The sequence below is a fragment of the Roseibium algicola genome (assembly GCF_001999245.1).
In the GTDB taxonomy this organism is placed as follows: domain Bacteria; phylum Pseudomonadota; class Alphaproteobacteria; order Rhizobiales; family Stappiaceae; genus Roseibium; species Roseibium algicola.
Genome location: NZ_CP019630.1, coordinates 1,398,930 through 1,411,014 on the forward strand (window position 1 = coordinate 1,398,930; position 12,085 = coordinate 1,411,014).

The 12,085-nt window shown below is 59.8% G+C and carries 10 protein-coding genes; 6 read left to right on the forward strand and 4 right to left on the reverse strand.

From position 1 onward, the window contains the following. Window positions 1-35: 35 nt before the first annotated feature. Window positions 36-911: a TIGR01459 family HAD-type hydrolase gene (locus B0E33_RS06540; protein WP_077290743.1), complete on the forward strand. Its 876-nt coding sequence runs from the start codon at window positions 36-38 to the stop codon at window positions 909-911. A 28-nt stretch (window positions 912-939) separates the two neighbouring features. On the opposite strand, the gene B0E33_RS06545 is transcribed toward B0E33_RS06540, so the two are convergent. Next, the gene (locus B0E33_RS06545; protein ID WP_167579498.1) at window positions 940-1,512 is read right to left on the reverse strand and encodes a TetR/AcrR family transcriptional regulator; all 573 of its coding nucleotides are present in this window, start codon (window positions 1,510-1,512) and stop codon (window positions 940-942) included. A gap of 201 nt (window positions 1,513-1,713) precedes the next feature. Between B0E33_RS06545 and B0E33_RS06550 the strand changes: the two genes are divergently transcribed. Together B0E33_RS06550 and B0E33_RS06555 are read left to right on the forward strand one after the other, a co-directional pair. Then, the gene (locus B0E33_RS06550; RefSeq protein ID WP_077290745.1) at window positions 1,714-3,087 is read left to right on the forward strand and encodes an efflux RND transporter periplasmic adaptor subunit; all 1,374 of its coding nucleotides are present in this window, start codon (window positions 1,714-1,716) and stop codon (window positions 3,085-3,087) included. Then, entirely contained in the window at window positions 3,084-6,209 is a 3,126-nt protein-coding gene (locus tag B0E33_RS06555) for an efflux RND transporter permease subunit (RefSeq protein WP_077290746.1), read from the forward strand. The genes B0E33_RS06550 and B0E33_RS06555 overlap by 4 nt, the downstream gene beginning before the upstream one ends. 201 nt (window positions 6,210-6,410) lie before the next feature. Here the strand turns inward: B0E33_RS06555 and B0E33_RS06560 are convergent, their stop codons facing one another. Continuing rightward, window positions 6,411-7,103, reverse strand: coding sequence for a protein phosphatase CheZ (locus B0E33_RS06560; RefSeq protein WP_023002056.1), 693 nt, complete (start codon window positions 7,101-7,103; stop codon window positions 6,411-6,413). 173 nt (window positions 7,104-7,276) lie between these two features. Continuing rightward, a complete protein-coding gene (locus B0E33_RS06565) occupies window positions 7,277-7,660 on the reverse strand; it encodes a response regulator (RefSeq protein WP_006935666.1) in 384 nt (127 codons plus the stop codon). 250 nt (window positions 7,661-7,910) lie between these two features. Between B0E33_RS06565 and B0E33_RS06570 the strand changes: the two genes are divergently transcribed. The 3 genes from B0E33_RS06570 (at window position 7,911) to B0E33_RS06580 (ending at window position 10,725) form a co-directional block, all read left to right on the forward strand. Beyond that, window positions 7,911-8,357, forward strand: a complete 447-nt coding sequence (locus B0E33_RS06570) for a MaoC family dehydratase (protein WP_023002057.1) — start codon at window positions 7,911-7,913, stop codon at window positions 8,355-8,357. A 185-nt stretch (window positions 8,358-8,542) separates the two neighbouring features. Beyond that, complete coding sequence (locus B0E33_RS06575) at window positions 8,543-9,541, forward strand: bifunctional riboflavin kinase/FAD synthetase (protein WP_077293167.1); 999 nt, start codon at window positions 8,543-8,545, stop codon at window positions 9,539-9,541. 248 nt (window positions 9,542-9,789) lie between these two features. Beyond that, complete coding sequence (locus B0E33_RS06580) at window positions 9,790-10,725, forward strand: DMT family transporter (RefSeq protein ID WP_023002059.1); 936 nt, start codon at window positions 9,790-9,792, stop codon at window positions 10,723-10,725. Here the strand turns inward: B0E33_RS06580 and B0E33_RS06585 are convergent. After that, window positions 10,717-12,000, reverse strand: a complete 1,284-nt coding sequence (locus tag B0E33_RS06585) for a glycosyltransferase family 87 protein (protein WP_077290747.1) — start codon at window positions 11,998-12,000, stop codon at window positions 10,717-10,719. The two genes, B0E33_RS06580 and B0E33_RS06585, sit on opposite strands and share 9 nt — an antisense overlap. Between the last annotated feature and the right edge of the window lie 85 nt (window positions 12,001-12,085).

The window sequence follows — 12,085 nt, forward strand, 5'->3', positions numbered from 1 at the left end:
GCTTATCAGACCTACCCAGATCCGAGTGACCCGCCATGACAGTTTCTGCACCGCTTCTTGTTGAGGGGCTCCGCACCCTCGCCCCGTCCTACAAGGGCATCCTGTGTGACGTGTGGGGCGTGCTGCACAACGGTGTATCGGCTTTTGAAGGCGCGCACAAAGCCCTCAAGGCCTTTCGCGAGGAAGCCGGTGGCAAGGTGGTCCTCATCACCAATGCCCCGCGCCCTGCAAAGCAGGTTGGCGAAATGCTGGCCGCTCTTGGTGTGCCGGACGGAACCTACGACGACATCGTCACCTCCGGCGACGTGACCCGCGAGGTCCTTGTGGCTCAGGGCAAAAAGACGCTCCTGCACATCGGTCCGCACCGGGACCAGCCGCTGTATCACGGCCTTGAAGCCACCTTCACCACCAATGACGAGGAAGCGGAAGGCATCAGCTGCACCGGGCTGGAAGACGACGAGGTCGAAACGCCCGACGATTACCGCGACCGGCTGCAGAAGCTGGCCGAACGCGGCCTGCCGATGATCTGCGCCAACCCCGACATCGTGGTGGAGCGCGGAGAGCGCCTGATCTGGTGCGCTGGCGCCCTTGCCCGTCTTTATGAAGATCTCGGCGGCGAAGTGGCCATTCTGGGCAAACCGCATGCCCCCATCTACGACGCGGCGATGAAGCGCCTCGCGACGCTGGCGGGCGAAGAGGTCGCCAAGGAAGACGTCCTGGCCATCGGCGACGGTCTGCCGACCGATATCCGCGGTGCGGTGTCTCAGGATCTCGACGTTCTGTTCATCACCGCCGGCATCCATGCCTCCGACTTCGGTCCGAGCGACGCGCCGGACGAACATCTGATCCGCCGCCGTCTGGCCGAAGAAGGCCTGCGCGCACGTGCTGCCCTGCCGCGTCTTTGGTGGTAAGCGCGCGCAGTATTGCTAGCGGGCTCATTTAACGTCCCGTATCGGGGCCATGCCCCTGCAAATAGGTCTGGACGTAATTTTCCACGTCCAGGCCTTCGTGGCCTGTCCCCAGGCCCATCTCCTTCATGAAGCCCATGACGGCCAGCGGCGCGATGAGCGCAACGGCAAAGCTGACCGGATCGCCCGGCTTGAGCCGCCCGCTGCTCTGATGCTTTGCCAATGTGCGGGCAACGCCCTGCAGGTTTTTCAGCAGGAAGGGTGTCACCGCGCGCAGTTCAGGATGCTGGGGCACCTGCGCAAACAGCGTCAGGGCAAGCCCGCTGTGCTTGCGGTAGGTCTTCAGATAATTGCGCACGATTTCCAGAAGATCGGCCTGTACGTCTTCCCCCGGCAACATCTTGCCGAACGAGACATCGGATAGCGTGTCGCCGATGGCGGCCTCGATCAAACCTGCCTTCGACCCGAAACGGCGAAACAGCGTGACTTCGTTCACCCCTGCCCTGTCCGCTATTTCCTTGGTCGTGGTTCCGCTGAACCCGCGCTCGCAAAACAGTGCGACTGTCGCGGAATAGATTTCTGAAACATCTACATTTCTAGGCACTTGGCCGCCAAACGCGCCGGGCGCGCCCTCAATTTTCCGGAAGACATTCCGTCGCACCTAATGCCAAACAGGATGCAAATGCAAGCAATCGCTTGCAATAAAATTGGATCATCACTATTTGCAAGTTTGGACTTGCATTAAAAGAATTGTGGTCGGCGGAGGTCTGCAGCCCGCCGAGCGAACATTGCCAGGAGAGCCGCCGTGTCGCTGTTGCGAAAAGCCCTGATCCTTCCCCCCGTGATCGCCGGTGCGGCAGTGCTGGTTTATGCGGTGAGCGGGCGCGAAGCACCCAAGCGCACCGACATCGGGGAAACGACGACGCTCGTGCGTGTCGTCACGGTCGAGCCTCAGGACTTCGTGCCGCGCGTAACCGGGTACGGGACGGTCGATCCGGCCCATACACTTGATGCCATCGCGCAGGTGTCCGGCCGGGTCACCTACATCAATCCGGATTTCAAACGCGGTGAATTCATCCCGGAAGGCAAGATTCTGGTGACACTGGCACCGGAAGACTACGAGCTGGAGATTGCCGAGGCGCAGAGCGATATCGCCAGTGCCGAGGTGGATATTGAAGAGCTGGCCGTTACCCTGGATACACAGAAACAATCCCTGGCGATTGCCAAATCGGTCCTCGACCTGGAACAGCGTGAGCTGGCCCGGCTGAAAACGCTTCAGGAGCGCAAGGTCGCGTCCGATCAGCTGGTCGAAAACCAGGAAGGCACGGTGCTTCAGCAAAAGTCGCGGGTTCAGGACCTTGAGAACGAGATTGCGCTCAACCCGGTGAAGCGCAAGGCACTGGAGCAGGTAAAGGCCAAGAACGAGGTTCGTCTGGAAACCGCAAAGCTGAACCTTGCCCGCACCACGATCCGTGTTCCCTTCGATGCCAGGGTTTCGAAGGTCAATGTAGAGATCGACCAGTATGTCGGTGCCGGCAGCTCCATCGGTGAACTTGACGGCATCGACGCAGCCGACATCGACGTTCAGATCAGTCCTGGCAACATGGCCGGATTTGCCAATCTGGCCTTTCCCGGACAATTGGAAACGGAAGAAGGTGTCATCCGGGCACGGCATTCGCTTGACCGGCTGAAGGCCAAGGTAAGGGTCGGATCCGTCGGAGAGACCGCCGTCTGGGATGCGCACGTCAAGCGGGTCAGCGACACGGTGGATCCGGACACCCGCTCCATCGGACTGATCGTCAGCGTGGACAAGCCCTATGACACCATCCGGCCGGGTATAAAGCCGCCATTGGTCAAAGGCATGTTTACCGAGGTTGAGCTGTCCGCACCGCCCGTGGCCGATCAGATCGTGTTGCCGCGCAACGCGGTCCACAGTGGCAGGATCATGACTGTCTCGCCCGACAGCCGACTGGTTACGGTGCCGGTCGAAATCGCCTTCCGCTTCGATGATATCGTCGTTCTGGGAACGGATCTGCCAGCTGGAAGCAAGGTCATCGTCAGCGATGTGTCCCCGGTGATCGAAGGCATGTTGCTGAAGCCTGTCGAAGACGAAGCCGTAAAGGCAGGTTTGAAGCGAATGGCGAGCACGGATGCTCTCAACGGTGAGGACCAGCCATGATCCGCTACTTCGCCCAGCACCCAACCGCCGCCAATCTGTTGATGGCCGGTTTCATCATTCTCGGACTGCTCAACCTTCCGGGTCTTCTGCTGGAAACCTTTCCGCAGATCCCGATAAAACGGATTACCGTGACAGTCGCCTATCCCGGAGCAACCTCAGCCGATGTCGAACGCACCGTTTGCCGGCGCATCGAGGACGCGCTCGACGGGATCGAGAACATCGACGAACTCAAATGCGATTCCCGGGAAAACCTCGCACTTGCGACCGTCAAGATCATGGAAGGCAAGGACATCGACCAGCTGATGCTGGATATCGACCGCGAGATCAACGCGATCGATGATTTTCCCGAGGGCGTTGAAGACCCGATCATCGAAGAGGCGGGCCGCCTGAGCGAGGCGACCTCCGTCGTCATCACCGGAATTGACGACAAGCCGCAGCTGAAGAACTACGCCGAAGCGGTGAAGGACCGCATGCTGAAGTTCGGCGGCATACCCCAGGTCGAGATTTCCGGCTTCTCTGACCGGCAGTTCCGCATCGAGGTGCGCGACGCCGCCGCGCGTGAAGTTGGGCTAACCCTCTCGGAAATCGCAAATACCCTCACCAGGCAGAATGTCAGCGCTCCCTCCGGAGAGATCACGACTGTAGGCGGCTCGATCCTGCTGCGTTTCGCCGACGAGCGCCTTGCCGCGGATGCCTATGCGTCGGTGATTGTCGCCTCTTCCCCGCAAGGCGGCCAGATCAAGCTGGGCGACATTGCCACGATCAGTGATCTCTTCGAGGACGAAGAGGTCGAAACCCTGCTGAACGGCAGGTTGGCCGCTGTTCTCGACATTTCCATGACCCGCAGTGACGACCTGATCAAGGTGGTGGAGCGGGTGCAGGAATTCGTCGACGAGGAACAGGCCCGTACTGCCCCAGGCATCGCCCTGACCATCATCAACGACGGCTCGATCATCCTGAAGGACCGCCTGTGGATGCTGGTCAACAATTCTCTCCAGGGACTGGCGCTTGTCGTTGCGGCCATGTGGATCTTCTTTGGCGGGCGGCAGGCATTCTGGATCGGCATGGGCCTGCCGGTGTCCTTTCTGGGCGCGCTCGCCGCAATGTCCATTCTGGGGCTGACGATCAACATGCTGTCGATGGTGGCCATGCTGATCGTGGTCGGCATCATGATGGACGACGCCATCGTGATTTCAGAAAACATCGCGACACGGCGCCAGAAGGGGCTCGGTCCGCTGGAGGCCGCCGTGCAGGGAACGCGGCAGGTCGCCCCGGGTGTGCTGTCTTCGTTTGTCACGACCACCGCCATTTTCGGTGCACTTGCCTTTATCGAGGGCGACCTCGGTGACCTGTTGCGCGTGATCCCGATGGTCATGTTGCTGGTTCTGGCCGTGTCGCTGGTCGAAGCTTTTCTGATCCTGCCCAACCACCTGTCCCATGGCGCTACGCGCGACACCCCGAACTGGGTAACCCGCAAGGCGGAAAGCGGTGTCGGGTGGGCGCGGGAGCATGTGATCGGTCCTTGTGCCACTTGGTCTGTGCGGAACCGCTATTTTGTCATCGGTGCCTGCTTCATGCTTTTCCTGGCTTCGGTCTCGCTGCTGGCCGGCGGCGTCGTTAAATTCCAGGCGTTTCCGAACGTGGAAGGCGACCAGATCGAAGCGCGGATCGAACTGCCGGCAAGTGCGACGCTCGCCGACACGCGCAAGGTCGTGACAGAGGCAATCAGTGCGCTGGAACGCACGGATGCGGCGCTGTCGCCGCGCAATCCGGATGGAACATCCCTCCTCAAGAACATACTGGTGCGGTTCAACGAAAACAGCGATGCCGGCACCAGCGGAGCACATCTGGCGACCATCGACATTGACTTGCTGGACGGGCCCCTTCGTGACGCAGGCAACCAGGAGATCCTGAAAGTCTGGCGCCACGAACTGCCCGAAACGCTCGACGTCCGGCGCATCATTCTCACCGAATCCAGCATCGGTCCGGCGGGACGCGCCATCGAATTGCGCCTGGCCCACAATGACCTGCAATTGCTCGACCAGGCTTCTGAAGAGCTTCAGGCCTGGCTCAAGGGCTATGACGGCGTCTACAACATTTCCGACGATCTCAGCCTCGGAAAACCGGAACTGGCCCTGTCTCTCAAGGACGGAGCCGGGGCGGTCGGCCTTGATGCCAAGGCGATCGCCGACCAGCTGAGAGGGGCCTACAACGGCATTACCGCCGATGAGGTGCAAGTCGGTTCGGAAAGCTTCGAGGTCGATGTCCGCCTTGCCGGCAGCGACCGCAACAGCCTTGGCGATTTCGAACTCTTCACCGTGGAGACCCCTTCAGGTCACCGGGTCCCGCTTGGCTCCGTCGCCGACATCCGGTCCGACCGCAGCTTCACGCGGATCAATCGTATTGACCGGGTACCGACCGTGACGGTCACTGGCGACGTTCTTCTCGGTGTCGCCAATGCCAACGAAGTCGTCAAGGACACGGAAACGAGTTACCTGCCACAACTCCTGGAAAAATACCCCGGATTGAGCACTTCGACCGAGGGGCAGAATGCGGAAGGCGCCAAGACGCAGGCGTCCATGGTCAAGGCGCTCGGCACCGGCCTGATCTTCGTGTTCATCCTGCTGAGTTTCCAGTTCCGCAGCTACAGCGAACCGGTCGTGGTGATGACGCTCATCCCCATGGCGTTGATTGGCGCGGTCTGGGGGCACTTCCTGATGGGCATCGACTTTGCGATGCCAAGCATGCTGGGCTTCATTTCGCTAGCCGGGATCGTGGTCAATGATTCAATCCTGCTGGTCCAGTTCATCAAGGACGAGCATGACCCATCGCTGGAAAGCGTTGCAGAGATCGCTCCACTGGGTGCCAAGGCCAGGTTCCGTGCGATCCTGCTGACGTCGGTGACCACAATCGTCGGCCTGCTGCCGCTGCTGTTCGAAACAAGCCCTCAGGCACAGGTATTGATCCCGCTGGTGACTTCGATCTCCTTCGGACTGATCGGCACGACACTCATGATCGTCTTCGTGGTTCCGGCGTTCTATACCATCCTCGACGATTTCGACCTGACCTCGCTCGCCCGGGAACGCAAGGCGCATCGGGAGAAGCTGGTGGCCGCCGAATAGATGCACCTCTCCGACGTCGTCCCTGCAGGGCTTACCCTGCAGTCCAAGCCGTTGCCTTGTCCCGAACAAGGCCAATCCGACTGGAGACCAAACGGCATGGATCCCATGGTCAAGCCATGGGAAGACGGTGGAGAGAAAGTTCAGAACCAAAAAAGGGCCCTCCGATGGAGAGCCCTTCGAAATCGTTTTTTTCAGTCCGGATCAGTCGAACAGCTTGTCGATATCCGCCTGTGCGCCGCCCAGAAGGGCATCGATATCGTCCTGCGAAACACCTTCGCCTGAATGCTGCGGACCATGGAGGATCAGCTCGCGCTTGCGGCGCTCCGACTCTGTCTCGACGAGTGTCGCATCGAGATCTTCCGGAATACGCAGTTGTTCGATGAAGGAAGTCACACGCTCGTCGATGTAACGAAGCGTTGCGACCACCTTGGAAATTCTCTGGCCGGTAATGTCCTGGAAGGTGCAAGCCTCGAAGATGCTGATCATCTTGTTGCTGACCAGTTCCTGATAGGCTTCCTGGTCGCTGGCATCGGCGCCCATGATCTCTTCGGCCGCTTCCATGATGGTGTTGGTGGCTTCTTCCGTCGCCTCAACGATGGCGTCCAGTTCCCGTCCGGCGTCCGGGATCTTGCTGCCAGTCATGTCGTTGGCGCGCAGTTGGGAGATTTCCTCCTTCATGCGCCTGATTTCCTTGGCGATGACGGTCAGTTCTTCCGTGACGGCCGGTTGTACGGTCGACAGAAAGTCGTGCATCGAACCCGACATGACTTCTGCAAGATGCATCACGTCGGTCAGGGAAACTTCACCTTGCCTGTTCTTGTTTTCCTGCAGGAAGTCTATGACTCGGGCAATGTTTTCCTGTTTCATACTGGCCACCAGGTCGAGCCTTTCCATTTTGAAAGCATCCTCCGAAGCGCGGATCCGGAATTCTCAGGAACCGCTATAACTTTTCGGATGCAGCAAAGCTGACCCGGCCTGCCTGCCCAGCAAGACCGCGCCGATCCTGTACATCCGTCTGGCACTGGCGGAGGTGCGCCCCAACGCAGCTCCCCGCCAAGTGCAAGAAATCAATCGGAGAAGACCGCCTCGATCTTGCCTTTCAGCGTCTGAGCATTGAAAGGCTTCACGATGTAGTTGTTCACGCCGGCTTTCTTGGCGGCGATGACGTTTTCCGTCTTGGATTCAGCAGTCACCATGATGAAAGGCGTCTTGCTGAGGCTGCCGTCGGCACGAACCTGCTTCAGCAGCTCGTAACCGGTCATCGGCTCCATGTTCCAGTCGGAAATCACCAGGCCATAACGGCGCTGTTTCATTTTTTCCAAAGCTTCGGTGCCGTCCGCAGCATCGTCGATGTCTTCGAAACCGAGTTGCTTGAGCAGGTTCCGAATGATGCGAATCATCGTTTTGTAGTCATCGACCACGAGGACCGGCATCTGAAGATCAAGGGCCATTGTCTACTCCATACTGTCAATTTGCGCGGCCCCTGGCCGTGGGCCGGTGGAAACGCGTTATGACTTCGAAGGAGAGCGACACATTATTGTGTCCTCACCTCCCCACACTCAACGCAATCTACCCGCCGCCCCTGAAAAGACCGTTAATAACAGGCGCTTTTTTCTTCGCCCAAAGCACAATTGCCAGAAAACCTTGCACCGCCTAGCGTCCGCCTACTTCAAATCAAGACAAATCAGGGCGGAAACCGTAATGTTGGAACTGCAAAAACTCTGCTTCGAAGATCTTTCCGTGGGTATGAGCGAAGTACTCGTGAAGCATGTAAGTTCTTCCGACGTGGTCGGCTTTGCGGAAGTATCCGGCGATCGGAATCCGATTCATCTGTCCGAACATTTTGCCGCCCGCACGCCCTTCAAGACGAGAATCGCCCATGGCCTCTATACGGCCAGCCTGATCTCGGCCGTGCTCGGCACCCGCCTTCCCGGCCCCGGCGCGATCTATCTGTCGCAGACGCTCAATTTCAAGGCACCGGTCAGGATCGGCGACGACGTCAAGGTGACTGTCACCGTCGAGGAACTGATGGAGCGCGGCAACCGTGCCCGCCTTTCCTGTATCTGCAGCGTCGACGACACCGTGGTTCTGGAAGGCGAGGCACTGGTGAAGGTTCCCGGCCGGGACGAAGATCAATCAGGTCTTTGACGGGCAGCGACTGCAAAGGCAAGTCTTCGGCACATCCCCATCTTGACCTTTGCTTTGCTTGACGGCAGGTTCCACGCCAAAGTCGGCAGGGCTGCTCCACCCGGAGCGCCTTGTTCGACGTGTTCCTGCAGGACGGGCCGGCACACCGGACCGTTGTGACGTATCGTTGCGCGAAGGTTTGCCGCATGAGCTCCACTGATCCCTCCAGCTTTCCGATCATCGAAAGCCTGGATGCCTTTCCGGCGGACCTGAAAGGCGGTATCGTTGCCATCGGCAACTTCGACGGCGTTCACAGGGGCCACCGTGCCGTGCTCGACGCCGCGCTCGGTCTTGGCCACGGCACGCATCATCCGGTCTATGCCATGAGCTTCGAGCCGCATCCGCGCACGGTCTTCAACCCGTCCAAACCCGTTTTCCGTCTGACCCCGCCACAGCAGAAACTCGATTTGCTGCGCCTGTGCGGTCTCGATGGCGCGCTCATCCTTCCCTTCACTCGGGAGTTTGCCGGCATCGAAGCGAATGCCTTCGTTCAGGACATTCTCATCGACACGCTCGGCATCTCCCACGCAGTCACCGGTTATGACTTCCACTTCGGCCGGGCCAGACAGGGCACGCCAGACTATTTGCGTTCCGCCGGCGCCGACCACGGCTTCGGCGTGACCATCGTCCAGCGCGAGGAAGACGAAGGCGCCGAAGTCATTTCTTCCACTCGCATCCGCGACGGCCTCTCACGGGGGGATATAGCCCAGGCAAACGGTCTCCTTGGCTACCGCTGGTTCTTCGAGGCGGACGTGCGCCACGGAGACAAGCGCGGCCGCGACCTCGGCTATCCGACCGCCAACATGAGCCTTACCGAGGACTGCCCGCTGAAGCAGGGCATCTATGCGGTCAAGGTCCGTGTCGACGGGGCCTGGCATGACGGCGTCGCCAGCTATGGTCGCCGCCCGACCTTCGACAATGGCGCCGCACTGTTTGAAGTGTTCCTGTTCGACTTTGCTGGCGATCTCTACGGCAAGACGCTGCGCGTGCACCTGGTGTCCTATCTGCGCGGCGAGGAAAAGTTCGACTCGGTCGAGGCACTGATCGCCCAGATGGACCGGGACAGCGAAGAAGCCCGCGCCGCGCTCGGCTCGCTACAGCCGCTTTCCGAACTCGACATGAAACTGCTCGATCTTTCCGCCTGAGCAGCCTTCAAAATATTTTCTCTTTTCTGACGAACTTGGCGTTTGCCGGCTTGCTCCGGGAGACGTTCAACTTCAAAAGGAATATGGATCGGCAATCCTGCTGCGGTCAGCGACCGCAGAGATTTTTGCCCGACCCTTTCCTTGTTGCCGGTCCTTCTCCCAAGCGATTGCCCATCGCCGGAAAGCCGGCGAAATCCCTGTTCGCGTGTGGTTTTCAGTGATGAAGACGCTCCGGAGGTTGCAGCACGATGAAGCGTCCATCCATTTCCTCGCGTTCCGGGGATGTCGAGCAGAACCCGCTCATGGCGATTTTCCTGATGACGTCGGCCATGCTGCTGCTGCCGGTGATGGATATCACCGCAAAATATCTCTCCGCGGAGCTGCCGACGCTTGAAGTCACATTCGGCCGCTTTTTCTTTCAGCTTCTGATCAGCCTCGCCATTGCACTGGTCACCGGCCGACTCATGCACCTGAGGGGCAAGCAACCGGTCGTGAACTATCTGCGCGGCATTCTTCTGGGCACGGCATCGCTCTGTTTCTTCACTGCGGTGAAGTACATGTCGGTGGCGACCGCGATCTCGATCTTCTTTGTTGAGCCCATGGTCCTTACCATCCTGGCGGCGGTGCTTTTGAAGGAACAGGTCGGCCCGCGGCGGATCGGCGCCATTCTCGTTGGCCTGCTGGGGGCCATAATCGTGTTGCGACCGACGCTGGCGGAAATTGGCCTCGTCAGCTTGCTGCCGGTCGCAACCGCCGTTCTGTTTTCCTTCTACCTGCTGCTCAACAGGCTCTACCCCGTTCGCGACGATCTTCTGACCATCCAGTTCAGCGCGGGCCTGTCCGGTTCACTGTTGCTTGGGACAGGTCTCGTGATCGGATATCTGACCGGGATCGAAGGCATGGAATTCGTCATGCCGGACGCCCCCCAGTCCGGCTTGCTGGCCTTGATCGGGCTGATTTCCTTCGCCGGCCACGGTCTTGTCGTTTCCGCGTTTCAACGCGGCAGCGCCAGTATGCTGGCACCGCTGCAATATATCGAAATCGTCAGCGCCACCCTGTTCGGGTATCTGGTCTTTTCCAATTTTCCGGACGGACCGACCTGGCTAGGGATTGCCCTGATCATCTCGAGCGGGCTCTACATCACCCACCGCGAGCGCAAGCTGCGGCAGGCGGCCTCAAACTGATCCGGCAACCGCGCCGTCGAGGTGCTCTCGTTCCGGATGTGCGGCGTGCAACTGGAGTCTGCGCAGCCCCAGCCAGACGAGCATCACCGGCAGGACGGGTGCGATCGGCATGCCGAGCCAGATCGCAAACGGGCTGGTGGATGCAGACAGGCCGATGATGATGAAGAGCGCTACTTTCTCGTAAGGCAAGAAGCCGTTTCTGAGGCCCTCGCGGATCAGGAAGGCACAAGGGATGATGATCAGCGTCAGGTCGTAGGAAAGGGCAAAAGGTGTGACCAGCAAGGTGCCGCCGACCAGGACCGGAGCCCGCACCGACATGGCGTCCGTCCGCCGCCAGACACGCCACACGCAAACGGCAGCGGCAAGGGCAAAGACCACCTGCACCATCATCGCCGGCAGATGACCGAGCCCCAGCACCCTGCCTGCACCGTAAACCGAAATCATCTTGACCCATTCCACGCCGCCCAGCTCCATCATGGCGGAGGCAACCGGCGCCTGAATCCAGAAGGCCTGCCAGGTGCCAAAGCCGAGTACCGCAACGCCGAGCGCGGCGAACACCAGCGTCGAGACGGATGCACTCAGGAAGGTTCGCCAATTGAAGCTGGCAACAAGGGCCAGCGGAATCAGGATGCCCAACTGCGGCTTGATGGTCAAAAGACCCAGCGCGATGCCCGCCCACACCATCTGCCGCCGTTCGATCCCGACAAGAAAGAAACCGTAGAGCGCTGCGGTCAACGCTGCATTCTGGCCATGGAAGGCGTTGTTCGCGCAGGCTGGAACGAGGATCAGACAGGCGGCCAGCAGCCAATTGCCCGCAATCAGGCGGCAGGCCAGACACAACAGACCCGTGGTGATCCCGATAAAGACGGCAAACGCAATCTTGTAGGGTAGAAGCGCAAACGGCATCTGCAACATCTGGAACGTGGGCGGATAGAAGAAACCGAAGACGGTGTCTGATCCGGTGTACTGCTGCTGGAGGGCGGAAAACGCAGCGGGACTGTATGCCACTTCCGGCGTTCCGTTGAGAGCCTGGCCCCCTGCCATCCAGAAGCTGAGGTAATCCATCAGCAACGTGCCGTTGGGCGCGCCATAAGTATTGGGCACCACCAGCATCCACAACAGGCCCAGCGTGAAACCGATCGCCGAACACAGACATGCAAAGCCGATCCGGTCCCAGCTCAGCCAGTCGCCCGTCACGACACCGCGAGACCAGAGACTTGCCTTGTCTACGCCCGCCTGCGACCCATTTGCCGCCTGTTTCACCTGATTGGCCATTTTCTGCCGGTCTGTCCGTCGCTCACCCGTCTCAATCCGGGCCTATCCATGACCGAAAGACATTCATATTCGGTTACCCGAAGCC

Excerpts from the sequence above, each read along its gene's own strand:
- B0E33_RS06540 (WP_077290743.1), top strand. The coding sequence starts at position 36 with ATGACAGTTTCTGCACCGCTTCTTGTTGAGGGGCTCCGCACCCTCGCC.
- B0E33_RS06565 (WP_006935666.1), bottom strand. The coding sequence starts at position 7,660 with ATGGCCCTTGATCTTCAGATGCCGGTCCTCGTGGTCGATGACTACAAA.
- B0E33_RS06560 (WP_023002056.1), bottom strand. The coding sequence starts at position 7,103 with ATGGAAAGGCTCGACCTGGTGGCCAGTATGAAACAGGAAAACATTGCC.
- B0E33_RS06580 (WP_023002059.1), top strand. The coding sequence starts at position 9,790 with ATGAAGCGTCCATCCATTTCCTCGCGTTCCGGGGATGTCGAGCAGAAC.
- B0E33_RS06585 (WP_077290747.1), bottom strand. The coding sequence starts at position 12,000 with ATGGCCAATCAGGTGAAACAGGCGGCAAATGGGTCGCAGGCGGGCGTA.
- B0E33_RS06555 (WP_077290746.1), top strand. The coding sequence starts at position 3,084 with ATGATCCGCTACTTCGCCCAGCACCCAACCGCCGCCAATCTGTTGATG.
- B0E33_RS06570 (WP_023002057.1), top strand. The coding sequence starts at position 7,911 with ATGTTGGAACTGCAAAAACTCTGCTTCGAAGATCTTTCCGTGGGTATG.
- B0E33_RS06575 (WP_077293167.1), top strand. The coding sequence starts at position 8,543 with ATGAGCTCCACTGATCCCTCCAGCTTTCCGATCATCGAAAGCCTGGAT.